The 24,579-nt window shown below is 69.6% G+C and carries 22 protein-coding genes and 2 pseudogenes; 11 read left to right on the plus strand and 13 right to left on the minus strand.

What is annotated here, in order from left to right; all coding sequences use genetic code 11:
* Positions 1-55: 55 nt before the first annotated feature.
* The 3 genes from PS467_RS42065 to PS467_RS09225 form a co-directional block, all read right to left on the minus strand.
* Positions 56-472, minus strand: a complete 417-nt coding sequence (locus tag PS467_RS42065; RefSeq protein ID WP_432280557.1) for a helix-turn-helix domain-containing protein — start codon at positions 470-472, stop codon at positions 56-58.
* 111 nt (positions 473-583) lie between these two features.
* On the minus strand, positions 584-1,546 hold the full coding sequence (locus PS467_RS09220) for a TRM11 family SAM-dependent methyltransferase (RefSeq protein WP_311034852.1): 963 nt from the start codon (positions 1,544-1,546) through the stop codon (positions 584-586).
* Between the two features lie 16 nt (positions 1,547-1,562).
* A complete protein-coding gene (locus PS467_RS09225; RefSeq protein ID WP_311034853.1) occupies positions 1,563-2,024 on the minus strand; it encodes a hypothetical protein in 462 nt (153 codons plus the stop codon).
* Between the two features lie 668 nt (positions 2,025-2,692).
* Here PS467_RS09225 and PS467_RS09230 point away from each other — a divergent pair.
* The 11 genes from PS467_RS09230 (at position 2,693) to PS467_RS09280 (ending at position 16,393) form a co-directional block, all read left to right on the plus strand.
* Entirely contained in the window at positions 2,693-3,451 is a 759-nt protein-coding gene (locus PS467_RS09230) for a hypothetical protein (protein WP_311034854.1), read from the plus strand.
* Positions 3,452-3,777: 326 nt separating this feature from the next.
* Positions 3,778-4,155, plus strand: coding sequence for a pilin (locus PS467_RS09235; protein WP_311034855.1), 378 nt, complete (start codon positions 3,778-3,780; stop codon positions 4,153-4,155).
* A 341-nt stretch (positions 4,156-4,496) separates the two neighbouring features.
* Complete coding sequence (locus PS467_RS09240) at positions 4,497-6,056, plus strand: TrbL/VirB6 family protein (RefSeq protein ID WP_498076480.1); 1,560 nt, start codon at positions 4,497-4,499, stop codon at positions 6,054-6,056.
* Positions 6,057-6,062: 6 nt separating this feature from the next.
* On the plus strand, positions 6,063-7,007 hold the full coding sequence (locus PS467_RS09245) for a PrgI family protein (RefSeq protein ID WP_311034857.1): 945 nt from the start codon (positions 6,063-6,065) through the stop codon (positions 7,005-7,007).
* A gap of 8 nt (positions 7,008-7,015) precedes the next feature.
* Positions 7,016-8,857, plus strand: a complete 1,842-nt coding sequence (locus tag PS467_RS09250) for a VirB4 family type IV secretion system protein (protein WP_311034858.1) — start codon at positions 7,016-7,018, stop codon at positions 8,855-8,857.
* On the plus strand, positions 8,845-11,253 hold the full coding sequence (locus PS467_RS09255) for a DUF8128 domain-containing protein (protein WP_311034859.1): 2,409 nt from the start codon (positions 8,845-8,847) through the stop codon (positions 11,251-11,253). The genes PS467_RS09250 and PS467_RS09255 overlap by 13 nt, the downstream gene beginning before the upstream one ends.
* Before the next feature lie 56 nt (positions 11,254-11,309).
* Positions 11,310-12,320, plus strand: a complete 1,011-nt coding sequence (locus PS467_RS09260; RefSeq protein ID WP_311034860.1) for a replication-relaxation family protein — start codon at positions 11,310-11,312, stop codon at positions 12,318-12,320.
* Positions 12,320-13,273 carry a C40 family peptidase gene (locus PS467_RS09265; RefSeq protein ID WP_311034861.1) on the plus strand — a complete coding sequence of 318 codons (954 nt, stop codon included), beginning with the start codon at positions 12,320-12,322 and terminating at the stop codon, positions 13,271-13,273. Before PS467_RS09260 ends, PS467_RS09265 begins: the two co-directional genes overlap by 1 nt.
* The gene (locus PS467_RS09270; protein WP_311034862.1) at positions 13,270-14,259 is read left to right on the plus strand and encodes a hypothetical protein; all 990 of its coding nucleotides are present in this window, start codon (positions 13,270-13,272) and stop codon (positions 14,257-14,259) included. Before PS467_RS09265 ends, PS467_RS09270 begins: the two co-directional genes overlap by 4 nt.
* Before the next feature lie 126 nt (positions 14,260-14,385).
* Positions 14,386-15,234, plus strand: coding sequence for a MarR family transcriptional regulator (locus PS467_RS09275; RefSeq protein WP_311034863.1), 849 nt, complete (start codon positions 14,386-14,388; stop codon positions 15,232-15,234).
* Between the two features lie 308 nt (positions 15,235-15,542).
* Positions 15,543-16,393 (plus strand): IS5 family transposase gene (locus tag PS467_RS09280; protein WP_432280558.1). Its coding sequence is split into 2 segments (ribosomal slippage): positions 15,543-15,932 and positions 15,935-16,393, totalling 849 coding nucleotides; the frame shifts between segments, so codons are not numbered across the junction.
* Here the strand turns inward: PS467_RS09280 and PS467_RS09285 are convergent.
* The 10 genes and pseudogenes from PS467_RS09285 to PS467_RS09330 all read right to left on the minus strand — a co-directional run bounded on the left by PS467_RS09285 (position 16,383) and on the right by PS467_RS09330 (position 24,527).
* Positions 16,383-16,919, minus strand: a complete 537-nt coding sequence (locus PS467_RS09285; protein ID WP_311039797.1) for a GNAT family N-acetyltransferase — start codon at positions 16,917-16,919, stop codon at positions 16,383-16,385. The genes PS467_RS09280 and PS467_RS09285 overlap by 11 nt on opposite strands.
* 68 nt (positions 16,920-16,987) lie before the next feature.
* Positions 16,988-17,497 (minus strand): annotated as a pseudogene (locus tag PS467_RS09290) (sugar nucleotide-binding protein); the annotation flags it as partial.
* Positions 17,498-17,664: 167 nt separating this feature from the next.
* Positions 17,665-17,802 carry a hypothetical protein gene (locus tag PS467_RS09295; protein ID WP_311034864.1) on the minus strand — a complete coding sequence of 46 codons (138 nt, stop codon included), beginning with the start codon at positions 17,800-17,802 and terminating at the stop codon, positions 17,665-17,667.
* Between the two features lie 220 nt (positions 17,803-18,022).
* Positions 18,023-18,607: a DUF6262 family protein gene (locus PS467_RS09300; RefSeq protein WP_311034865.1), complete on the minus strand. Its 585-nt coding sequence runs from the start codon at positions 18,605-18,607 to the stop codon at positions 18,023-18,025.
* On the minus strand, positions 18,597-21,104 hold the full coding sequence (locus PS467_RS09305; RefSeq protein WP_311034866.1) for a tyrosine-type recombinase/integrase: 2,508 nt from the start codon (positions 21,102-21,104) through the stop codon (positions 18,597-18,599). The genes PS467_RS09300 and PS467_RS09305 overlap by 11 nt, the downstream gene beginning before the upstream one ends.
* Positions 21,101-22,246, minus strand: a complete 1,146-nt coding sequence (locus PS467_RS09310) for a tyrosine-type recombinase/integrase (RefSeq protein ID WP_311034867.1) — start codon at positions 22,244-22,246, stop codon at positions 21,101-21,103. The genes PS467_RS09305 and PS467_RS09310 overlap by 4 nt, the downstream gene beginning before the upstream one ends.
* Before the next feature lie 117 nt (positions 22,247-22,363).
* Positions 22,364-22,687 (minus strand): annotated as a pseudogene (locus tag PS467_RS09315) (sugar nucleotide-binding protein); the annotation flags it as partial.
* 247 nt (positions 22,688-22,934) lie between these two features.
* Positions 22,935-23,432: a hypothetical protein gene (locus PS467_RS09320; RefSeq protein WP_311034868.1), complete on the minus strand. Its 498-nt coding sequence runs from the start codon at positions 23,430-23,432 to the stop codon at positions 22,935-22,937.
* A 156-nt stretch (positions 23,433-23,588) separates the two neighbouring features.
* The gene (locus PS467_RS09325; RefSeq protein ID WP_311034869.1) at positions 23,589-24,020 is read right to left on the minus strand and encodes a hypothetical protein; all 432 of its coding nucleotides are present in this window, start codon (positions 24,018-24,020) and stop codon (positions 23,589-23,591) included.
* A gap of 30 nt (positions 24,021-24,050) precedes the next feature.
* The gene (locus PS467_RS09330) at positions 24,051-24,527 is read right to left on the minus strand and encodes a hypothetical protein (protein WP_311034870.1); all 477 of its coding nucleotides are present in this window, start codon (positions 24,525-24,527) and stop codon (positions 24,051-24,053) included.
* Positions 24,528-24,579 lie beyond the last annotated feature (52 nt).

Here is a 24,579-nt window from a genome sequence, read left to right on the forward strand (position 1 = left end):
CCATGGACGCTCGCTGGAGTGGCAGAGGGGAACCCCCCTGCCGGGTGGTTGTCGGTCAGGTGTGACCATGGTGGTCAGGGCGTCGGGAGCCGCTGCGAACGATGGCGTTCAGGTCCTCTGTAGAGAACCGGAGGTGCCGTCCGACCCTTGTGCAGGGAATGCGGCCGGCGGCTGACTTCTTGCGGAGCCACGACGCCGGTACCTGGAGCAGGGCGGCTGCTTGTTCGGGGGTGTGCAGGAGCCGGTGCGTGGCCTGCTGTGCCTCCTGGGCGACCGGCTCAGCAGGCGGGGTCGGCTGGTCATTGTCTGCTCTTTGCAGGCGTGTGCTGCCAACGCCTGGAGATGCAGTTGACCTTCCTTGAGGGCGGGGAGAGTCGTCAGCGGTTTGGGCCGGCGGGGTGCTACGTGTGCGATCGGCGCACAAGGGCGGTCGGGCTTGCCCAGAGGTGAGGGAACCGAGTGTCTTCTTCAATACGGATCTCTCAGTGCGCGAATTCGTGTTCGTCCGGGTGACAGTCGTCTACGCGGCAATCGCCACTGGTGAGAGTGGCGCCGCTGTGGGACCTGGGGGGGCAGGAGCAGGTCACCTCCTTCTCCGATCGTCTGCTCGGCGAGCACGGCAGCCGCCGGTCGACCGGGGCGGGTGTTGCCCGCGGCTGCTGCAGCGCGGAGGCCGGGACGTCGCGGGGTGGCCGGCGAGGTCCTGTGTGTGTCGGGTGAAGACGAGTACGTCCTCGTGCTGGACCAGGTGGAGGGGGATTCCGGCGCGGCGGGCGTCTCGGACGTTCTTCATTTGGAAGAAGGAGGGGCGGGCGATGAGTCGGCTGTCGCGGATGCCGGCGAGGAGTGCGACGCAGCGTTCGGCGGGGGTGAGTCCGGCGGCCTGGCCGGCGGCGAGGACGGCGGAGGGCAGGTCGATGAGTTCGCCGCGGGTTCGCCAGGGTCGGGTGGTGACGACGGCGGTGCCTCCGGGGCGGAGCATGGTGCGGCATTGGGTGAGGATCTGGGTGAAGGCGTCGAGCAGCTTGTCGGTGGAGACGTGGGCGAGGTTGTGCGGGTCGCGGCTGTAGCGGTAGTGCTGCTTGACGACGCCGCGCTGTCCGGTTTCGCGGGTGGAGCGGACTTGGCCGTGGACGGAGGGCCCGTAGGGGGGTGAGGTGATTACCAGGGCGGCTGTGCCGTGCCGCTCGGGTGGGATGTGGGTGAGGAGATGTCGGGCGTCGGTGCAGGTGACCGTTGCGTGACCGGTGACGCCTTGGCGGGTGGCGAGGGCGAGGTTGGCGCGGGCCAGTTTCGCCCACTTGGACTCGTATTCGGTGCCGATGGCGTGTCGGCCGAGGTGTACGGCTTCTACGAGGGTGGTGCCGATGCCGCACATCGGGTCCAGGACAAGGTCGCCGGGCTGGGTGTAGGTGCGGATGGCGTGGGCGGCGATCGCGGGGAGCATCTTGGCCGGGTGGGCGGCGGAGCCGGTGGTGTAGCGGTTGCCGCGCTGGGCGGGGGCGGAGGTGGGTGCGGTGTTCCACACCGATTTACTGACGGACATGGCGGACTCCTCTTTGTTATGCGCTGGTGATCGCGGACAGGACGATCAGGTCGGAGTGGATGAGCCCGGGCGGGGCGCCTTCGGGCGGTGTGGACGTGATCCGGTCGCCAGCGAGGTGACCGTGGACGATGACGATGTGCTGCAAGTAGCGGAAGCCGGCGGTACGCGCTGTGGCGATGAGGGAGCCGAGGGGTTCGGTGAGGCGTCCGGCGTCGCGGCGTTGGCGGGTGGCGAGCAGGAGGAGTCCGTCACTGGGCAGGAGTCGGTGAGCGCGGTGGAAGAAGCCGGGCCAACCGTTCTCCATCGCCGCAGGCGTGGTGTTATCGGTGGCGAGCAGTGCGCTGCCGTCTGCGGGGAGGGTGTCCGGGTGCAGTTCAGCCAGCAGGACCGGTGCCCTCCTGGCCGCGTTCGGGGTGTCGGGGTAGGTGACGCAGCGAGTGCGGGCGTCCATGCCCGGTTCGGTGTCACGGATGTGCATCTTGATCAGTGGTGAGGGTCGGTGGCCTGGGCGGCGCGTGAACTCGACGCGGATCTTTTCGATCGCCCAGGCGGGAAGCACGTCTCCCGGGGCGGGGGCGTTCTCGGGGCCGCCTGGGGTGGGGAGCCAGATGGTCGTCGGCAACGGGCCGGACGTGTGCCGCGCGTTGGAGCTGTTTCGGCGGTGCTGGGGGTTGGTCATCGGCTGGTGGAGCCCGGGGAAGGGGTCCAGCCGTCTGGTGCTGACGTGATCAATAGGGATCCCGGATGTGGGTCTTTGCCATCCCCTTCAGCCCTGTTCGATCGACCGTGTGCCCGTGCCGTCTGCCGATGGCGGCGCCGCATGGCTGTTGGCGCTCTCTCCTGAAATCGCAGGTCATACGGGGCGGGCCAGTCGCGAGCCATGCGCGAGCCACCAGGGAGCCGCACTGGTCAGGGGCGCTGAAAGGGCCCGCAGGCTTCTTCAAGATTTTTTTCGTTCGATTCACGGGCGCGGGATCCGGGCGCCGGTGCAGCTCATGGCGGCCGCGCCAGAGCAGGGCCATCGCACAGGGCGGGCCAGGAGGCTGTTCGCTGCCCGGCGGCGGCCCGCGGGTGGGACGGCGGTGGCGCGGTGGGGTGAGAGGGCTGACGGCGGAAGTTGTCCGAACCGCTCATGGGAGTCGTGTCATGCACCACCGCGCCCCTCACCGCCCGCACACCTTCGCCGCCTCGCCGCTGGAGGAGCTGGAGCAGTCCTTTCTCGCACTCGCCCGAGCCTCCGCGCCGCTGACCTTGCCCGCCGGCCTGGTCTGCGACGACCCTGCGGAAGGAAACTGGCCCATCGACCGGATCCGTACCCGGCTGGCCCACCCCAGCACCCGGCCCGAACTGCGAGCGCGCACATGGTGCGAGGTCGCGCGCCGCGCCCACGCGCTCGGCGAGCCGTGGACCACGGTGGCCGTGGCCATGACCATTCCGGTGCTGCGCCGGATGCTGGCCCGCCTCTCCCGCCCCGCCCACCTGGAGCGACAGGAGGTCGAGCAGGAAGCCCTCGCCGCCGTGACCGTTGCCCTCGCGGGAGTGCATGCGGCGGATCCGGGGCTGGACCGGGAGCTGTTCGGTGCGGCGGATCGCGCCGTGCACCGGCTCATCTATGCGGCCCGCCGCCGTTGTGAGCGCGAGGCCGGTGAGCCGATGGCCCACCTCGGCCGCCTGCACGCCACCACCGGCATGGAGGGAGACGAGCACGAGGTGCTCCTGCGCGCGGTGCGGGCCCGAGTGGTGGACCTGGCCGAGGCGCAGCTGATCGCCCGTACCCGGCTTCATGGCGAGCCGATGCAGCAGCTCGCGTGCGAGCGTGGGGTGAGCATGCGTCAGCTCTACCGTCACCGAGGCGCCGCAGAGCAGCGCCTGGTCCATCACCTGCGTCGGCATCGCGCCCAGTAGCAGGGGCAAGGGAGGGGCTTTCGGTCCCGGGCTGTCAAAATCCCGGCCCCCGATTCTCTATCAGGAGTGAAAAGGGGGGGCGGCTTCTCCCCCAGGTCGGGAGAAGCCGCCCGGCCTGGAAAGGGCCCGCGCATTGCGGCGTTCTCATGCTTCGGGCCCTGTGCTGGTGGGGGTGGGCACGCCGTCTCGTGCTGACACCCCGAGTCTGTCCGGTTGCTGTGTGCAGGAGGCAGCCCGGGCGAAGAGTTCCGGCTCACCTCCACCAGCCTCCTGTGTCCGCTTCTTGTCTGCCTGGCTGCTCTCGTGCCTGATGGAGGTGCCCTGCCATGCTCTGCCGCTTCCGTCGGCCACACCTCGCCAAGCGTCGGCCTGTGCGCTGTGGGGGCCGGCTGGTGTTCGTCGCCGCTGTGGCCGCTGCTGTGCTGCTGGCGGATCCGCCCGTGGTGTGGGCGGTGGCCACGATCCCGGAGGTCATCTCGAACCTGCGGGCCTGGATCGTCGGTCTGCTCGCGGGACTGGCCACGCTGTTCCTCACTTTCGGCAGCGTGCGCTATCTGACGGCCGGTGGTGACCCGGGGGAGATCGAGGCGGCCAAGCGTGCGCTGAAGAGCGCTGCCATCGGCTACGGGCTGGCGATTCTCGCCCCGGTCTTCGTGGTCGTGCTGCAGCACATCGTGGGCCTCGACGACGGCGGCGGGCAATGACCCGCATCCGCCGCCTCGCGGCGGTTCTTCTCCTGACCCCCGCTGTCCTCTTTATGGGTGGTGGTCCGCTCGTCGCCCAGGCTGCGCAGGCCATGCCCCTGCCCGCGCCAGTCCTTCAGGCGCCCGCCGCGCCTGCTGATCCGAAGCCGCGGCCTGAGCCTGGCCCGGGAGCAAGTCCGCCCGAACCGGGGGCCACGCCCGGGGCGAGCCCGGCGCCCGGCCGCCCGGCCGACAGGAACCCGCGTACGCCAGCTCGGGAGCCGACTCCCGGACCGACGCCTCCGGCCTGCGAGGTCACCGGTGGTGACTGCTCACCGGCCGGCTGGGGTCTGGACGGCCTGTTGGACATCCCGGGGATGATCGTGAACGCGATCACCTCGTTCCTGGGGCTGATCGTCGAGCAGATCATGAAACCGCTGCGGGAGCTGCTCGCCGACACCCTTCTCGCCACACCCAATGTCACCAAGCACGCCGACCTCAAACGCCTGTGGACGGGGGCGATGGGCATCACGGTCGGCATCTACGTGCTGTTCGTAACCGCGGGCGGGGTCACGGTGATGGGGTATGAGACGGTCCAGACCCGGTACGCGCTCAAGCAGATCGCCCCACGCCTCCTCGTCGGGATGATCGCCTCCGCGACGTCTTTGACCGTGACGGGGAAGATTATCGCTCTCGGCAACGCCCTCTCGCACGCGATCATGGGCATCGGCATGGCCGATGCCGGACAGGGCCTGGTGGAGCGCGCCCTCCCTTTCTCTCTTTTCGGCGCCCCGGGGCTGAAGATCTATCTGCTGATCGTCTCGATCGTCATGATCGCGCTGATCCTGGCGGTCCTGATCGGCTTCTTCGTACGGGTTGCCGTCATGGCTCTGCTCGCTGTCTCCGGCCCGCTGGCCCTGGCATGCCACGCCCACCCGCTCACCGAGCCGATGGCCCGGCTGTGGTGGCGCGCCTTGGCCGGCTGCCTGGTGATCCAGGTGGCGCAGTCGATGACGTTCATCGTCGCGCTGAAGCTGTTCTTTGCCCCCGGGGCGACCGCGCTAGGGATTCCGTACGCGGACAAGCTGGGCACGATGCTGGCCGGTCTTGCGCTGTTCTGGGTGCTGTTCAAGATCCCGGGCTGGACGATGCAGGTCGTCTTCCGCGCCACGCCCATTCACAACCCTCACGCCCCCACGGCGGTGCGGATGTTGCGCCATTTGGCCATGTACCGGCTCGTGGACCGCTACCTGCCCGGCATGCCCTTGCTCCGCGGTGGGCGCGGGGGTGGCCGTCCCGGCGGCGGAGGCGGACTGCCTGGCCGCGGAGGCATCCGGCCTCCGAGGCCCGGGCCGGGGCCGGGGGGCGGCTGGTTCCGGACGCTGCCTGGCCGTGGACCGACTCCAGGCTCTGCCAGCGGCTCGGGGACCAGCGCAGCTACCGCCGGTGCAACCGCGCCGCGTGGCCGCCTCTTCACCCCCGTGGCGTCAGGCGGCGCCGGATCGGCGCACGCTCCGGCGGCGATGTGCCTGGCCCAGGGGTCGCCGCCTGGCCGTCCACGAGCCGGCGCGGTTCCTGCCGTATCACGCAATCCGAGTCCGAAAGGTCCGCGCACGGTAATGCACCCCTCCCAGGCACGCCGCAAGCAGCAGCTGAAGCTGCCCGTGGCCGCGCAGCGTGTCCCCGGCCGCCCGTCACGCCCCGTCCAGACCTGGCTGCCCATCCGAGCCGAACGCATCCCTCGGGCCCAGGCCACGCCTCGCAGTCTTCCCTCTCTTTCTTCAGTACGACCGCCGGTGGGTCAGGTTGGCCCGCGGATGCGTTCGCGCCAGCTGGCGCTGCCGGTTCCCGCCGAGCGGGTGCGGTTGCGGCCCGCCCGTCCAGCGCAGCTCCGGCTGCCTCTCGAACCGCCTCGGAGGTGAGTGCGCATGTCCGATGTGAAAGACGAAGGGGCTGCTGCTACCCGTATCCCCGCCGATATTGCCCGGCCCGACCGCGTCCTGGGCCCGCTCACCGCGCGGCAGGCCGCGATCCTGGCCGCCGCCGGGCTGGTGCTGTACGGCGGGTACTGGATTATGCGCCCGGTCATGGCGCCGCTGGCGTATCTGGTCATGACCGTGCCCGTGGCTGGGGTCGTCACCGCGATCGCGCTGGGCTCGCGGGAAGGCATCGGCCTGGACCGGTTCCTGTTCGCCGCCTGCGCCCACGCCCGTGCCCCTAAGCGGCGCGTGCACGCCCCGGAAGGCGTACCGGCGCTGCCCGGCCTCGTGAGTCCGCGCCTGGCTCATGCGGCCGGACCCATGCCGGCAGCTATGCGGATGCCGTACGACGCTGTCAGTCCTATGGGTGTTCTGGGCCTGCGCGGGTGGGGGCAGGCAGCGCTGGCGATGTGCTCAACCGTCAACTTCGATCTGCGCAGCGGCTCCGAGCAGCAGGGTCTGGTCGCGGCGTTCGCTCGCTGGCTCAACTCGTTGACCGGCCCCACCCAGGTCCTGGTCCGCTGCCACCGCACCGACCTTGCGCCCCTGGCCGACCGGCTCCACCACCACGCGCCTGCCCTGCCGCACCCCGCCCTCGAACGTGCGGCCCGGGCTCACGCCGACTACCTTGCCGAACTCGCGGCGGCAGGGGATCTGCTGACGCGCCAGATCGTCCTTGTCGCCCGCGAGCATCCAACGCGGCATCAGTCCCGGCGCACGGCGGGCGGCGGCCGGGCCATCCAGCGCGTCCAGGAAGCGGCCCGCGCGCTCGCCCCTGCCGAGGTCAGCGTCTTCCCGCTCGACGCCGAGGAGACGACGGCTCTGATCACCGCCGCGTGCACTGCCGATTCCCCCTCCACGCCTGGTACCGAAGCTGAAGGAGACGACGCGTGATCCGACGGTTGACGGCCCGCCGCAAAGGGGCCGACACACTCACTTCGGCGAAGGAGCTGCTGGAACCGGTCGGCCCGGAGGCGGTCGAGGTCCACGCGCGCACCCTGGCGGTCGGCGGACATCTGGCCTCCTCGCTGGTGGTGACCGGTTATCCCGCGGAAGTCGCGCCCGGCTGGCTGGCGCCCCTGCTGAACTTCCCCGGGCATCTCGACATCGCGCTGCACATCGACCCGGTCCCCAATCCTGTGGCCGCTGCCAGGCTGAAGAAGCAACGCGCCCGGCTTGAGTCCGGTCGGCGCGGCGGACTCGACAAAGGGCATCTGGACGACCCGGAGGTCGAGGCCGCCGCAGCGGATGCGGCCGAGCTCGCCTATCGGATCGCCCGCGGCGAAGGAAAGCTCTTCCGCGTCGGCCTGTACATGACCGTCCATGCCGCGGATGAGGACACGCTCGCCGAGCAGGTCGCAGCCGTTCGGGCGGTCGCGGAGTCGCTGCTGATGACAGTCGCGCCAACGACCTACCGGGCGCTGCCCGGCTGGCTGGCCACCCTGCCGCTCGGCATCGACACCTTGAAGGTCCGCCGCACCTTCGATACTGCGGCGCTCGCCGCGTGCTTCCCCTTCACCAGTCCCGACCTGCCCATCCAGGGTCGGCAGGCAGAGGCTGGTTCGCGAGTGCTGTACGGGCTGAACGCCGTCTCCGGTGCACCGGTGCTCTGGGATCGCTTCGGGTGCGACAACTACAACTCGATCACGCTGGCCCGTTCCGGAGCCGGCAAGTCCTACCTGGCCAAGCTGGAACTGCTGCGGCTGCTGTTCACTGGTGTGACCGCCTCCGTCATCGATCCGGAGAACGAGTACGTTCGCCTGGCGGACACTGTCGGCGGACAGGTCATCGCGCTCGGCGCCGACGAGGGGCGCCTGAACCCCTTCGACCTCCCGTCCCACGCTGAGACCGGGGGCCGGGAGGATGTGCTGACCCGGCGGGTGCTGTTCCTGCACTCCTTCCTCGCTGTGCTCTTGGGCAGCCCACTGGACGGGCCGGACAAAGCCGTCCTGGACCGGGCCATCCTGCGTACGTACCACCAGGCGGGAATCACCGCCGACCCGCGCACGTGGACGCGTACCCCGCCCGTGCTCGCCGACCTGGCCGCCGTGCTCGCCGAAGATGGGTGCCCGGCAGGTGTGGAGTTGGCGGAGCGGCTCGCGCCCTACGTCACCGGGTCGCATACCTCCGTGTTCAACGGCCCAAGCACCGCAAGCACCGCAGGCCACCTGGTGGTCTTCGCGCTGCGGCAGCTGCCGGAAGAGGTCAAAGCCCCCGCGATGCTGCTCGCGCTGGACGCGGTCTGGCGGCCGGTCACCGCCCCTGGCCGGCAGGGCAAACATCTGGTGGTGGTCGACGAGGCGTGGCTGCTGATGCGTGATGCGGCAGGCGCGCGCTTTTTGTTCCGGATGGCCAAGGCAGCACGCAAGTACTGGACCGGGCTCGCCGTGGTCACCCAGGATGCCGACGACGTTCTCGCCTCGCCGCTGGGCCGGGCGGTGGTCGCCAATGCGGCGACGCAGATTCTGCTCCGGCAGGCCCCGCAGGCCATCGACACGATCAGCGAGTCCTTCCGGCTCTCTCACGGCGAGCGGGAGTTCCTGCTGTCCGCCGCGCGGGGCGAGGCGCTGCTGCTGGCCGGGGAGAGGCACAAGGTCGCGCTGGTGTCCGTGGCCGCACCCGGCGAGCACGAGATCATCACCACTGACCCGGGAGAACTGGCAGCTCAGCGGATGGCCGAGGACACCGATTCCGATGCCCCATGCATCGATGCAGCTCTCGGCGATGAGGAGTGGGATTTGTGACGGGGAACGCGCTCCTGTCCGCCGCCGAACCGTACGGCCCTGTAGTCGACTTCCTCACCGATCCCACCGGCTTCTGGGCCGCCACCGGTCACGGCGTGCTCGGCTGGATGGCTCCGTACACGCCGGTGCTCGCCCCGGTGACCACGGCGGTGGCTGTCTGCGCCGCTGCTGCACGAAGCGGTGTGCGGCGCAAGCGTCAGCGGTGTTTCAGCGAGGGCGCGCGCTGCGTGGAGATCCTGGCTCCACCGCAGGTCGCGGCCAAAGGCGGCGAAGTGCTCTGGGCACAGCTCGCGGGCCTGATGCGGCCATGGTGGCGCCGCCTTGTGAGTGGGCAGCCGCATCTGGGCTTTGAATACGTCTGGACGCACGCGGGGCTTTCCATCCGGCTGTGGGTGCCGGGCACGGTACCGGTGGGGTTGGTACGACGGGCGGTCGAGGCGGCCTGGCCCGGAGCCCACAGCCGCGTGCTGGAACCACCAGGGCTCATCCCGCCCGGTCATCAGGTCAGCGCGGGCCGACTGCGGCCGGCGCGCCCGGAGGTGCTGCCGCTGCGCACCGAACACGCCGCCGATCCGCTCCGGGCTCTGCTGCAGGCGGCAACCGGGATGGGCGAGGGCGAGACCGCGTGTGTGCAGATCCTGGTCCGGCCGGCCACGGGAGCAGTGGTGCGGCGGGCGCGCCGGGCGGCGCGGCGGCTGAAGGCCGGGCAATCCGCCCGGCGGCTTCCCGCACTCTCAGCCCTCTTGCTGCACCGACCGCAACCCACCAGCACCGGCCGGCAGGATGTCGAGTACAGCGTGGCGGTGCGCCAGTCCGCAGCCAAGCTCGCCGGCCCCCAGTGGCAGACGACGATCACCTACGCTGCCACCTGCACTGGCGAGGAAGACCGCGCACGGGACCTGGTGCGCGGCCGCGCCCACGCGCTCGCCTCGGCGTTCGGCCTGTACGCGGAACGCAACTGGCTCGCCCGCGCCCGCCTGCCCAAGCCACATCGGCTACTGGAGGGGCGGCTCTTCCCCACGCATGCCGCGCTCCTGTCCGTCCCTGAGCTCGCGGCCCTGGCTCATCTCCCCGTTGACGCGGACGCCCCGGGTCTGCGGCGGGCCGGTGCCCGTTCCGTTCTGCCGCCGCCCACCGTGCCCCAGCCCGCGCCCGGGCAAGGGGTCAAGCCGCTCGGCCGCTCGGACACCGGTGCCCGGCGCCCGGTGGGGCTCGCGGTCCCCGACGCCCGCCACCACGTGCACCTCATGGGCGCCACCGGCTCCGGGAAGTCCACGCTCGTCGCTCACCTCGTCCTTGATGACGTGCGCAACCACCGGGGTGCGATCGTCATCGATCCCAAGGGAGATCTGGTCACTGACCTCCTCGCCCGGCTCCCTGACACCTGCGCCGACCGCCTGGTCCTGATCGACCCCGATGATGTGCACGCCCCGCCGTGCCTGAATGTTCTGGACGGTGCGGACATCGACGTCGTGGTCGACAACATCACCGGCATCTTCCGCCGCATCTTCACCGCCTTCTGGGGACCGAGGACCGATGACGTGATGCGCGCCGCCTGCCTCACCCTCCTCAAACACCGCACCCTCAGCGGCCAGCTGGTCACCCTCGCCGACGTCCCCCGCCTGCTCGGCGAGCCCGCCTTCCGCCTGCGCCTGATCCCCACCATCAAAGACCCGGTGCTGCGCGGCTTCTGGGCCTGGTACGAATCGATGTCCGAGCCCTCCCGCGCCGCGGTGGTCGGCCCGGTGATGAACAAACTGCGCGCTTTCCTGCTGCGCGACTTCGCCCGCCGCACCATCTCCGCCGGCCCCTCCACCTTCGATCTCGCCCAGGTCCTCGATGGCGGCATCCTGCTCGCCCGTCTCCCCAAAGGCGCCCTCGGCGAAGAGACCGCGCGGCTGCTCGGCTCATTCATCGTCGCCGGAACCTGGCAGGCCGCCTCTGCCCGCGCCCGCACCCCTGAATACCAGCGCATCGACGCCGCCCTCTACGTCGACGAAGCCCACAACTTCCTCACCCTCCCCTACCCGCTGGAAGACATGCTCGCCGAGGCCCGCGGCTACCGACTGTCCATGACGCTCGCCCACCAGCACCTGGCCCAGCTACCACGCGACCTGCGGGAAGGCATCTCCGCCAACGCCCGCAACAAGATCTTCTTCAACGCCTCCCCGGAAGACGCGAGCGCCTTGGAACGCCACACCCTCCCCACCCTCACCGCACACGATCTCGCCCACCTCGGCCCCTACCAGGCCGCAGCCCACCTGCTGACCAGCGGAGCCGAATCCGCAGCCTTCACCCTGACCACCCGGCCGCTGCCGCCACCCGTCCCCGGCCGCGCCGCCGACCTACGCGCAGCAGCAGCCCGTACCGGACCCCGAACGGCCACACGCCCCTGACAACGTTTCACGCCCTCCCATCCCGTCTGTCCTGAACGCCTTGGTGGTGAACTGTCATGCCCGCTCTGCCTCGCCCCGCCTCCGGCCCCGGCTCCCGCTACACCGCACGCGCCGCTACCACCCGCCCCCGCCCCACCCCACCAGCACGTCGCCACACCGACATCGTCGCGCTCACCCACCGGCTCACCGAACGCGACCTGTGGCTGACCGCCATGGTCCACGAACACCGCGTCCTGACCGCGCCCCAGATCACCCGCCTGGCCTTCACCGGTCCGCGCTCCGCCCAGCGCCGCCTGCGCGCCCTCCACCAGTACGCCGTCCTGGACTCCTTCCGCCCTCTGGTCCATACCGGCTCCGCCCCCGAGCACTACACCCTCGGCCCCCTCGGCGCCACGCTTCTCGCCGCCCACACCGGATGCGAACTCCCAGCCCTGGGCTGGCGCCCCTCCACCACCGGCCGCATCGCCTACTCCCCTTCCCTGGGCCACGACGTCGGCGTCAACGAACTCCTCACCCTCCTCACCGCCTACGCCCGCCACTCCCCCGGCCGAGGTCTGACCCTGTGGCTGTCGGAACGCTCCTGTGCCCGCCGCTGGGACGACATGATCCGCCCAGACGCCTACGCCCACTGGCAAGACCCATCCAGCGCGACCGAGGACCCCTGCCTGCTGCCGTTCTTCCTCGAATACGACACCGGCACCCAGTCCCTGTCCCGGGTGGAGGCCAAACTCGCCGGATACGCCGCCTTCACCACCTCCACCGGCACCCGCCCCGCCCTGCTCATCCACACCCGCACCGCCTCCCGCGACCGCGCCATCCGCCACCGCCTCACCCAACCCGCCCGCGACCTGAACCTCCACGTCGCCACCTCCTCCCTGGACTTCACCACCACGACGCCCTGGGGCCCCTGGTGGACCCCGCTCGAACCCGCAGCCCGCCGCACCACACTGACCGCCCTCGCCGCCCACTGGACCGACCTGACCCCAGCCGCCGGACTCGACCCCACCGACGCCGACACGGCCCTGACCCTCCCCGTCCCCCCACTGCCGCCCGCAACACCGGTCTGATGAGCATGCTCCTCAAGGCCACCACGGGTATCGGCTGCACGATCGTGGCACTACCGCTCCTGGCCACCGTCCTGGTAGCCGCGCTGCTCGACTCGGTCGTCCCTGGCTCCGGCACCTTCACAGCCACCCCGGGCAAGAACGCTCTGGCCGACGTTCCGCCGGCCATGCTGGACCTCTACCAGCGGGCCGCCCCTGAATGCCCGGGCCTGTCCTGGACCATCCTTGCCGCGATCGGCAAGGCCGAGACCGACCACGGCCGCCACCCCACCATGAAATCCCCGGCAGGGGCGGTCGGGCCCATGCAATTCCTGCCATCCACCTTCCGGGCCTACGCCCACCCCGTACCCCCGGGCGGGAAGAGGCCGCCCACCCCATGGGACCCGGTCGACGCCGTATTCGCCGCAGCACGGCTGCTCTGCGCACACGGCGCCAGACACAGCCAGAACCTCAAACGCGCGATCTACGCCTACAACCACTCCCACGCCTACGTCGCCAGCATCCTGCGGATCGCACGACGCTATGCCGCCGCCTCACCAGCAACCAGCCGCGAACCCGCCACCGGCTCCGCGCGCGCAACAGCCGCGGTCGCCTTCGCACGCCGCCAGATCGGCACACCGTATGTGTGGGGCGGCGACGGCCCCTCCGAGGGCGGCTTCGACTGCTCCGGCCTGACCAAAGCCGCCTACGCCAGCATCGGGATCACCCTCCCGCGCGTGGCACAAGACCAGTACGACGCCGGACCCCGCCTGGCCGCCCCAGAGCGTCTCCTTCCCGGAGATCTGCTGTTTTTCGGCACCAGTCCCCAGGCCATCACCCACGTCGGAATCTACGCAGGCCACCACCGCATGATCGACGCTCCCCGCCCCGGAGCCGTGGTCCGCGAGGCCCGAGTCCGGCTGACCGGTGCCGCATATCAGGGCGCGGCCCGCCCGCATCTGCGCGGTGCCCGGTGAGCCAACAGCCCACCCAGGCCGAAGTCGATACCCTGCTGCGCGCCCTCGTCCGCATCCTGGCCGGCGTCGCCGTCCTCGCGCTCGTCTTCACCGCCGTCAACGTCACTCTCTTCGCCACCGACCACCACATCCCCTGGCCCATCGCCCTCCTTCTGGACCCGATGGTCGCCCTCACCCTCACCACCGTCCTGTACGCCGACGCCCGCCTCGCCGCCTGGGGTATCCCACCACCACGCTGGTCAACCGCCCTACGCTGGTCCGCCGGGCTCGCCGCAACCGTCATGAACACCTGGACCTCACTGTGGCCCGACGAACACATCGGCTGGCCCCGCCGCGCAGACCCCGCCGGAGTGCTGCTGCACTCCGTACCCCCACTGCTCCTCATCGGCCTGACCGAAACCGTCGCCGCCTACCGCCGTTGCACCACCCACCTGCACCCGCACACCGCCACCGCACCCCGGCAGGTGCATCCGCACCCCACCCCCGCGCCCCTCCGGGAGCAGCACTGGAACGCTCCGGGAGCACCCGCACCCGCCAGGCAGCCGCACCCCACCCCGCACCCGCGCCCGCGCCCCATCCCAAACCCGGACCCGGACCCGGGCGCGCTCCCGGAACTGCAGCCGCACCCGCACCCGACGGGCGATGGCCCGCAGGAAACGCCCGCGCGCCCCGACCGGCCGCACCCTGCCGCCAACGCGCCCGCACCCCGGTCCGGCACGGATAGCCGCGCAGACGCGGAGCTGTACGCGCAAGCCCTCGCCCTGGATGCCGCCGCACGGCAGAGCACCGGGCAGCCGGTCAGCATCCGGCAGCTCCGCCACCACCTGCACCTGGGCCAACGACGCGCCCGGGAACTACGCACCCGGCTCGATACCCACCGCGCCCCAGGAGCACCCGCATCCCACACCGCACCCGGCACCATGCCCGGGACTGCACCTCACCAGCCGACCGCAGATCCACCCGTGGGAGTGAGCGGCGCGGCTTGACTTGTCGACCGCTGCAGAGCGTCCATGGTGGTCGCCCGCGGATCTACCGCGTAGGCCACGCGCCGCGAGCACCCCGGCCGGGGCTCTCTCCAAAACCACCAACCACCCACGGCGGGAGACCCCATCATGTCAACCACCCCCAACCGCCCTCGCCCGGCAGCCACAGACCGTTCCCACCCTCAACAGCTCACCGGCGCTGCGGCCGCCGTATGGGCCGCGCTCAACGCCCAGCCCGGCGCCACTAGCGCCGACCTCGCCCAAGCTGCCGGAGCCGGCCGCTCCACCACGACCAAAGCCCTGCGTCTCCTGGAACAGATGGGCCTCGCCCGCTCCGAGACCAGCGCCGCCGAAGGCCGCGGGCGTCCTGTCAATTACTGGTACGCGGCTCCCGCGCCGGGCAACGACGCCAGCCCCTCAGCGGACACTCCGCAGGAGCCGTCGGCCGATACCACGGCGGACCCCGAGCCTGCAACACCGCACGCCGACGATGACCTCGCCCACGCGGCACAGCCGCCCACGAGCGGGGACGACGCGCCGGGCCACGGCCAGGCCCACGCCGATGAACCCGACACTGACGCTCAGCAGATGGGGCACAAGGCTCAGCCCGATGCCCCCGGGGAGGCGGACCGGGAGATGGGGGCCGACGGCTCGCCGACTCCGACGCCCGCTCCTACGCCCCCGGTGGGGGGAACCATGCCCCTCGGAGCATCGGAAGCCATCCAGTCGGCCCCCTTGTCCGGCGGAGCCAAGGTCCGTCTCGCTCCCGGCGCCCTGCGCCAGATGGTCATCGACCACCTGACCGGGCATCCCAACGAGGCGTTCACGGCCACGCGTATCAGCCGGGTGATCGAAAAGAGCTCCGGCGCGATCGCCAACGCCCTGGCCACCCTGGCCAGGCAAGGCATCGCCGAACAGGTCACCGAACGTCCCCGCACCTACCGCCTCGCCACCGAGCCCGTCAGCAGCGACGCATAGACGCGCCGACGGCTCATCAAGGGCCGGGGGCCGTCCGCAATCAGCAGGGCGGCACCCGGCCCTCGTTCTGGGTCTGCCGGTCGTCCCCGTCGCCGGTCACCCCTGCCGGGTAAGGGGTGGCTCGCCACTGGCTCCCTGGTGGCGAGCCGGTGGCTCGGTTGGCTGGCTTCATTCACGAGTGGTGGTTCTGACCCAAGTTTTGTGGTGGTGCGGGATCAAGTGCCTGATCTGCAAAAAGCGAGCCGCCGGGCTGTAGGCGTTAGGTCGTGTATCGAAAGTGGATCTTGAGCCGTCAATGATCATGGTTCATGGGTCGGGGAGATCTCACGGACGAGCAGTGGGCGGTGCTGGAGCCGCTGTTGCCAAAGGGGGCCAGGGAGGGGCGGCCGCCTGTCTGGCCTCGGCGGCAGCTGATCGACGGCATACGGTTCAGGGTCCGGACCGGCGTTCCGTGGCGGGATGTACCTGTCGAGTACGGGCCGTGGGGCCGGATCTACGACCTGTTCCGCCGATGGCAGCGGAACGGCACCTGGCACCGGATCCTCACCCACCTCCAGTCCCTAGCCGACGCGAAAGGCACGATCGTCTGGGACCTGAGCGTGGACTCCACCGTCTGCCGCGCCCACCAGCACGCGGCCGGAACCCGCAAGCAGGGCGACCTACAGAAGGAACCACCGGGTGGCCTCTTCGCTGAGCCCGTGATCACGGGCTGGGAAGGTCGCGCGGCGGGTTCACCACCAAGCTCCACCTGGCCGTCGAGCAAGGAGTGGTGACAGCAGGACAGCGTGGAGACTCGCCGCAGTTCGAGCCCGTGCTGGCAAAGGTTCGCGTGCCTCGCATCGGGCCGGGCCGGCCACGCATCCGCCCCGACCGCGTGCGGGCGGATAAGGCGTACGCCTCCCGCAAGAACCGCGCCTACCTGCGCCGCCGAGGCATCCGCTGCACCATTCCCGACAAGGCCGACCAGGCCCGCAACCGGCAGAAGCTCGGCTCCCGCGGCGGCCGACCACCACACTTCGACCCAGACGACTACCGCGAGCGCCACGCGGTCGAGTGCGGGATCAACCGCCTCAAGAGACACCGCGCCGTCGCCACGCGCTACGACAAGCTGGCGGTTCGCTATGAGGCGACAGTCCTCGTTGCCGCCATCAACGAGTAGTTGTGACGTATTGGTCCGACGACAGCTCGAACACCCGAACCCGACGACCACAGCTGGGATCGACGGCCTCACCGACCGGATGCATCCCCAGTTTCGTCATGATTCGTTCAGAGGCGCCGTTGTCCAGCTGGACAATGCTAACAATCCGGCCCAGTCCACAGTCCTCGAACCCGAATCGCACTGCAGCCACAGCGGCCTCCGTAGCCAGGCCCTGCCCCCAGTAGGCACGCCCCAGCCGCCAGCCAACCTCAACCGCAGGCAGGAGCTCCGGCATGAACTCGGGGACCGAAAGACCGGTGAACCCGGCCAGTTCGCCAGTCGAGCGAATCTCCACGGCGAACAGGCCGAAGCCCTGCCTGCCCCACTCGCGCTCCGCTGCCTCGATGCCGCGGCGAGTCTGCTGTACGTCACGGACACTGCCGTCACCGATCCACCGCATCACCTCGGGATCTGCATTGACAGCAGCCATGGGCACAACGTCATCCGCGCGCCAACGACGCAGGACTAATCGGGGAGTCTCAAGCATGACCATCCGAGCATTCTGGCTGACAGAGGAACCCCGAGCCCTCCTAACTGGGACTTCCGATACACGGCCTAAGCCGCCGGGGTAAGGAACTCGTGGCCGCCGCGCAGCGTGGTACGTAGTTTGCGCTGGGTCGCGCGGCTGTCGAGGCGCACGTCGAGGGCCCCGGGAAGCGCGCTATCTGCCCGTAGACCCGTGGGCAGTCGGGAGTCGTCGAGTCCGTCGCGCCTGGCGATGAGGATGCCGAGCTCGTGACGGCTCAGGGCCTCGTTTCCACCGAGATGGTGGATGCCGCTCGCATCTCCCGACGCGAGTTCCATGAGTGCTGCGGCCAGGTCGGCCACATGCACCGGGCAGCGGATGTCGTCTGTGAACAGGACGCCGGCGCGGGTCCCGGCGGCAAGTTCGTGCACCGCACGTTCGTGTACGGACTTCCCGTCGCCAATGATCAGCGAGGTACGGGCCACTACGGCGTTCGGATGTACGAGAAGAACCCCTGTCTCCGCTGCGGCCTTCGCTGCCCCGTACGGGGTGACGGGATCAGGCAGGCAGGACTCGTCGTAGTGGACATGGGCGCCGGTTATCTGGGGTTCGCGGGGTATTGTTGCAGGTCAAGCTCATGTGGCTGTGTGAGGGACGTTAGGCACGGTTCTGTCGTCTGGCCAGCGGCAAGTTGTGCCGCCAGCCGAGTTCACGACCGGGAGCGACCCTGCCGACGCCGTTGCGCCCGGCAGGGCCAACCTCCTCGTCAGGCGCCGATCAGGTGCTTGATTGTCAGATCGATCACCAACGCTGTCACCAGCGCAATGAACTGTCCGACAGGACCAAGCACGCGGCAGGGCTCTTGGTCGGCCTGGTGCCGATCGTCAGCATTCGAGCTGGGCATTCCCTCCGCCTCCTTCCTTCTTCCGTCTGTCATCGGGTATTCGTGGCAGCGGAACGTCCCACAACGGAGTCATGGATTTCGGGAGTATTCAGGCGTCGGTAGGGGGAAGCCGCAGGTCATCGTCATCTGGGAAGGCCGCCTTGGGGGCAGTTCCGCGGTCCCCAGCGGCCCCAGCTCTTGGCGAATTCGTCGATGGCCAGCACGCAGTGAAGCCGACACCTTAGGCGAGGTTCTCGTTGCGGATCATGCGGCGGAGGCTGGTGCGGGCTGCGGCGAGGTCGTCCTCGAGCTCGGTGACTCGTTGCCGGAGCTGTGTGTTCTCCGTGGTCGCCTGTCGTTCCGCCGTGGAGAGTCGCAGGTTCTCCTCGGTGAGCTCGTTGATGCGGTCGACCAGGTCGTGGTTGCCGAGCTGTTCGACCTGCTGCCCGAGATGAATGCGGGCTTGTTGCCGCAGCTGGCCGTTCTCGGTTCGGAGATGTTTGATCTCCTGTCGGGCGAGAAGCAGGTCGGTCTGCTCGCTGGCGGTGGAGACCTTCCGCCCGCTTTGCTGGTCCTGGTGGCCTTGGGCGGCCTGGCGGGCCCGTGCCTGGTCGATGCGTTCGCGCAGGCCAGGGGCATAGACGAGCCAGCTGGAGACGTCCGCTTCGCGGGCGACCGCGGCGAAGGTGATGCGCCGGTTGTCGCGGAGCATGTCCTGGACGGCCTTGAGGACGCGTCCGCGTTTGTCGGCACTGTCCCGTTGACGTGCGGCTTTGAGGATCTCTGCGGGTGTCCTGGAGGGCTTCTCGGACGTCTCAGCAGGCATCCGAGGCGTCCTTGCGGATCACGGTCAGCGGCAGCAGCTTGTGGTCCCGGGTCGCGCGGACCTTCCGCAGGACCGCGCTGGCCTCCTCGATCTCCTCGCGCTCGTCCGTGGGGAGCTTGCTGAGCCGGTTGCGCATGGTGTCGGCGACTGTCGTGAAGGCGGTGATCTGGTCGGTGAGGTTGCGGACGACGAAGTCGTCGGCGTCCATGGCCTTGGCGGTCTCGCGGTCGGCCCGCAGGTCGTTGACGTGCTCCTCGATCGCGGGCAGGTAGGACGGGTCGGGGCGATAGAAGCCGCAGCCGGCGCACTGGAAGCGGATCGCGCAGGCTTTGCCGCCGGCCTTGACGTTGCTGGGCTCGCGGCAGTTGCCGAACGGGACGGCGACCGATTGCGCTTCGTAGTCGGTGGTGCTGGTGAACGGTGCTGGCCGTCCGGAACGGTCGATGGTGTGCTGCCGCATGGTCGTGATCGCTTCTCGTTTCCGCTTCAGGGACACCTGGTAGTACGACATCGTGGTGACGATCGACCGGTGGTCCATGAGCTCTTTGAGCACGTCAACGGGGACACCGGCGTCGGCGTAACGCTGGGCATAGGCGTGCCGGAACGCGTAGAGGAAGATCAGCGAGCGGTCGAACGGCAGCCTGTTGCCGTGCTCGTCCAGTTCGTCGCTCAGCAGCACCGGGATGGCTGCGACCCAGTCCCGCATCGCGTTGGCCAGGTTGGACCCCATGTGCGCGATCCCGCTGCGGCCGGTGATCGACGGGAACAGGTACTTCTGGCTGCGGGAGGCAACCTCCAGCTCCCGTCGACGGGCCTGCCAGGTCCTGATCACCGCGGCGGTTTCGCGGGTGATCGGCAGCTTGCGGCCGAAGCGGCGCTTCTTGACGTTGTCCCAGATCAGGGTGTCTTCGTCCCCGCGGGTCTCCAGGCACTTCAGCCGCAGGCTGGCGACCTCGACGGGACGGCGACCGGTATCACGCAGGACCAAGTAGGCCGTCTGCATCATCAGCTCGACGTCGGCCGGCTCCATCTCGCCGTAGGGGAAGCCGGCTCCCATCAGGGCGAGGTGGGCATCGAGCTGGGCGATGACGGGCTCAGGGACGGCCCGGCCGGCAGCGTCCTCGCTCGTCTCCTCGGGCGGCAGGACCAGTGTCTTGTCCCGGTCGAAGCTGCCGGGCATGCCGGTCAGCATGTCCGTCTTGCGGCCGAAGTCGACGATCTCCATGAAGTAGCCGAACGACTGCTGGCGATGGTTCCGGCTGGCGAGTTCGTCATCGGTGGTGCGTCGGATGCGGCTCATCGCGGTGAAGACCGCCTGCATGTCGGCGAACCGCAGCTTCGTGTAGTCCTGGCCCCCGCCGGGCCGGGCATGCAGTGCATCGGAAGCGACGACGCAAGCAGCGAACACCTGCTTGAACTTGCCGCTGTCCAAGCTAACCGTGGTGGCCCATGTCTTGATCACTTCCCGGAGCCACGGCTGTCGGATGGCGGAAGCGTCGACCTGTCCCGGGCGGCTGCGGCGCCCGCCCAGCGCCGGGGACCGCAGATTCATCCAGCCCAGATCCCAGGTGTCGGCATCGGTGGGCGTCAGGCCGCGGAACGACAGGGAGGCTCGGCGCAGACTTCGGACGGTCTCGCGGATCAAGGCCGCGAGGTTGTGGTGCTGGTAGATCCCTTCGATGAAGGACGCGACATCCACCGTCAGCAGGCTCGGGACGCCCTCCAGCCGACGGGTCAGATGGCGGGTGGCCATCGGCTCGATGATGCCGCCGCGGGCATCCCGTTGCTGCAGTGCGTAGAGAAGCTCCCAGCGGACAGGCTCCTCCAGGTCCCGCAGGGTGAACTGGTGGGTGAGCAGACGGGTGGCCGCTTGCCGGGCCCATTGCTCGGGGTCACGGGTCGCACCCGCCCTCTTGTCACGGTCCCACCGCTGGACGTGCGTGCCGCAGAGTCCCGCGACCACTCGCTGGTTGAAGCAGCCCCGGACAATGCAGGTCGGCCTTGCTTCCAGCGGCTCCGCAGTGGTGACAGCCAGCCATTCCTCGACTGTGGTTTCTGGATCCGGGCGCCGGCGCCAACGCGAGTAGTGGGTGCGGCAAATCTTGCCGCTGTAGGCCGGCCGTTCGCATCTGCCGGAGGGCCCTTCCAGAGCGCATGGCTCGCGCTCGGATCCCCATTTCGTGCGGATCCGTCGGGGCCGCTGGTAGGTGGCGACGAACTCTTCCCGGCTCAGCGGGCTGATCCTGTGAGCATCCAGGCAGTGCCGGCAGAGCAGGTTGCGGGAGGGCATCACGGTCCAGCACGAGGTAGTGGCGCACTTCGAGGCCGAGGTGCGCGGGTTGTCCACGTCGCCGTCGAAGAACCATGCCTGCTGGGACCACTCGCCCGGCCGCCAGAGAGGATCGACCTGCTCCTGCAGCCAGCTCGTCCAGGCCGCCAGGTCGAGGGGAACGACGTCGGAGTGCGGCTCCGCTGTGATCGGGGCGGGACTGGTCACGAGCGCCTCCCTGCTGCCACCAGCTCGACTGCCGCCCGCTTGTCCGCGTCACTGGCGTGCAGGTAGGGCGTCAGCGAGGACCGGGAGACGTGCCCCATCAGGTCCTGGACCACGTCCTCGTCGACGCCAGCGCGGACCCAGGCCGTGGCCGCCCCGTGCCGCAGCATGTGCGGACGTGCGGTGAGCTGGGTCTTCTTCGCCAGCCGGTCGAAGAGCTCCTTCGCCGTGCCGTAGCGCATCGGTCGCCCGAGCGGGGCGTGGAAGAGGTTCACGAAGACCATGTCACAGCCGGCCGCTTCGGGGACCTCGTCCCGTTCGAGCTGGTAGTCCGCATAGAGCCCGGCGAGGTCCTCGGTGACCGGGATGACCCTGGCGAAGCGGGACTTGGCCAAGGCTCCGTTGGCGTTGCTCGCCCGCCGCCGGACGTGAATGTGCGGGCCTTCGACCCGGCAGCCGAGCATCCGTGAGTCGCTGAGCAGGTGCATGTCCTGACGGCGTAGTCCCAGGGCCTCGCTGATCCGCTCTCCCGTGCAGCCCAGCAGGGCGATCAGGAACCGGTCGCGGGCCCGCGTGGCGACCTGGAACAGCTGGTCAGCCTCCTCCGGGGGCAGATACTCCACGGCCTCTTCGGACGGCTCCGGCAGCTTGAGGATCTTCGTCCTCACTGTGCGGAACTGGCCGTCCTCGCCCGCATCCTTGCCCGGCGGAAGCCAGCTCAGGTACTTCGTTTCCGACAGCCGGCCAACAAGCTCCGCGTCCACCCACTCGTTGCGCGAGCAGAACCGCAAGAACTCGCAGACCCCGGTCATCACCGCGTTCGCGGACTTCTCCATCCGGAAGCGCGGCGGGGACGATAGCCGCGGGCTGCGTGGCGGTAGCGGCTCGTCCACCAGCCAGCGCAGGAACCGGGCCAGGTCGAGCAGTGTGATCGACTTCCAGTCGAGGCCGCGTTCGGAGCACCAGGTCAGCAGCAGTGCGGAACGGATGCCGTACGCCTTCTCGGTGTTGAACGACCGACCCATGTCCCGCAACGAAGCCAGGAACAGGCAGGACTCATGGTGAAGCCGGTACGACTCATCGACCACGACCCACAGCGGGCGCCCATCGACCGGGGACTCGGCGCATGCAGCACGGAACTTCATGACACCGATGACTGACCGTCAAGACGTGGCTCACAACCAGCAGATATCTCACAGTCACACGGACTGATGAGCCCATGTGCCTCACACAACAAGGGCCAGATCAGGACCGCAGATAACGCCGGAGAACACGGCGTCGCTGGAGACATGGATCAGACGGCTGCCGGACTTCGCCGCCGCCATCGCCAGACGGACAGGCCCCTCGGCTGTGACTGCCCAGTCCGCCCCGCCGCTTGAAACGTTGACGACGACACGAGGGTTGACCTCGGTCATGACCGCTTCCACACTTCCAGGATCCCGCAGGTCGAGGGCGTGCCACGGGACCTCTCGAGTGCTCCCAGGCCTGGTCGCGTAGGTCGCGGCCGTCGTGTGCCCGGCCACTGTCGCTTGCCGGACCAGTTCGGCACCTAAGAATCCGGAACCACCAACGATCAGAACTGTCACGACCCGACACCCTAGACCGGCCGTGCCGAGAGGACGCACCACAAAAGTTGAGCCAGAGCCGCGTCAAATGAACAAAGCCCGTTGGCTACACCGGAACTTTGGGCGTTCGTGACGGGGTAGCGACGGTCAGGGTGAGGGACAAGCGAAGCACCACAGCGTCCTGCGAACAGTACGACGTCGCAGCGCAATGGCCTTGCCCGCGACCGGTGTCCGGTCGCGGGCAAGGCCATTGGGCTTGCTGACTAGGCTACCGGCGTCCGCCGCATCCGGCGTGTCCGCAGCCGCCGCAGGATCCGCCGTTGTTGCATGCGCAGGGGCACGGCGCCACTCGTCTGGGGCGCGGTGTGCCCTCTGCTGTGCGTTGGCGGGGCATGGAAGGCGTGGCGGGGGTGGGGGTGGTGGGGCGGTCGGGGTTGGTGCGGTAGGCGGCGGTCTCCAGCAGGCGCAGCCGGGCGAGGTGGGGGCGTTGGTCGAGGCGGGTGAGGTAGTGCGGGAGGGCGGGGTCGGTCAGGCCGGCGGTGTGCCATCCGGCGGCTGTGATGATGTGTGAGGCGGCTTCGGCTTCGAGCCACGCCGCGTGGTGGGGTGAGACGTGGCAGGCGTGTTGGTTGCAGATCTTTTCTGTTGCGGTGTGCAGGATGTCGGCGAACGGGGCTGGAGTGCTGGTGCGCTGGAGCAGGTGGTGGCTGCGGGTGAGGATCTGGTGGACGAGGGGGCGGTGGTCCTGTAGGCCGGGGGTCGACATCAGGGTTTTGCCTTTCGCGGAATTCTGGGGTTGCCGGGCGCTTTCGCGGGGCGCGCCGGGTGAGGGCCATGGGGGTGGCGGGGCCATGGGCAGGCGTGGGGGCCAATGTCGTGTGCCGTCGGGGCGGAGGGCGCCGGGTGGGGCCGTGAGGGGTGTTTAGACGGCCAGGAGGGCGGTCTGGTAGGCGTCGAGGACCAGGTCGAGTTGGTGCATCTGCTGCGCGTAGCGGGCTGCGTGGAGTTCGGTGGCGCGGCTGGAGTAGAGGACGGCTGTTGCGTCGGCGTGGGGCGGGCCTTGGTGGGTCAGGGCGTCGTTGAGGTGATCGCGGGCGCTGGTGGCGTAGCGGCGGAGTGTGGTGTGGATGTGGTCGGCTTCGCGGGCGGTGTCGCTCAGGAGCTGGGCAAGTGTTCCCAAGGCGGTGTGGGTGGCCTGGCGGTTGCGGCGCAGGGCGATGTAGCCGTCGTCGCCGAGGGTGGTGAGCAAGGTGGCTTCGCCGGGCCCTGCGAGGTTGGAGGGCGGTGGGCTGGTGTGAGGGGCGGAGGTTTTCGTGTTGCCGCGAAGGCGGCTGGTGGGGTTGTTCATCGCCACGCGGGGGCCTTTCGGTGGTGCGGGGTGGGGTTATGGGGTCGGGCCGTAGGGACAGGTGGGGGTGTGGGCGTCGTCGTCGGCGAAGGTGTCGGGGTAGGTGGGCGGGATAGCGCCTCCGTCGACAGGCGCGGGGCCGGTGGTCAGGAAGGTGCCGAGGTCGGCGAGGTGGCGGATGTCGGCCAGGGGCACCTGGGCCTTGCAGATCAAACAGGGGCCGAGGAGTTCGAAGGGGTCGTCTTCGTGGAGGGGGTGGCGGGCGAGGAATTCGTAGCGGGTGCCGGTGGCCGGGCAGGTGGCGGTGGCCAGGAGGGGTTCGCCGGGGGTGGTGCGGCGCCGCAGCCAGTCCGGGGTGACGGTGATGTGGTGCGGGCTGAGGCTGAGTGTGCTGGCCAGGCGTACGGCGGTGCGGGCGAGGTCGGCACCCCGGTACGGGCCGAACTCGCTGGTAGCGGCGCTGTGCTGAATGAATACGGCGGCGGCCTGAGCGGCTTCGGCGATGGACGTCATGACCTGTGCCTGCGGGTGTCCAGGTGCGTCTGGGGCTGGTTGTGCTGCATCG

The sequence above is a fragment of the Streptomyces luomodiensis genome, from assembly GCF_031679605.1.
GTDB lineage: Bacteria > Actinomycetota > Actinomycetes > Streptomycetales > Streptomycetaceae > Streptomyces > Streptomyces luomodiensis.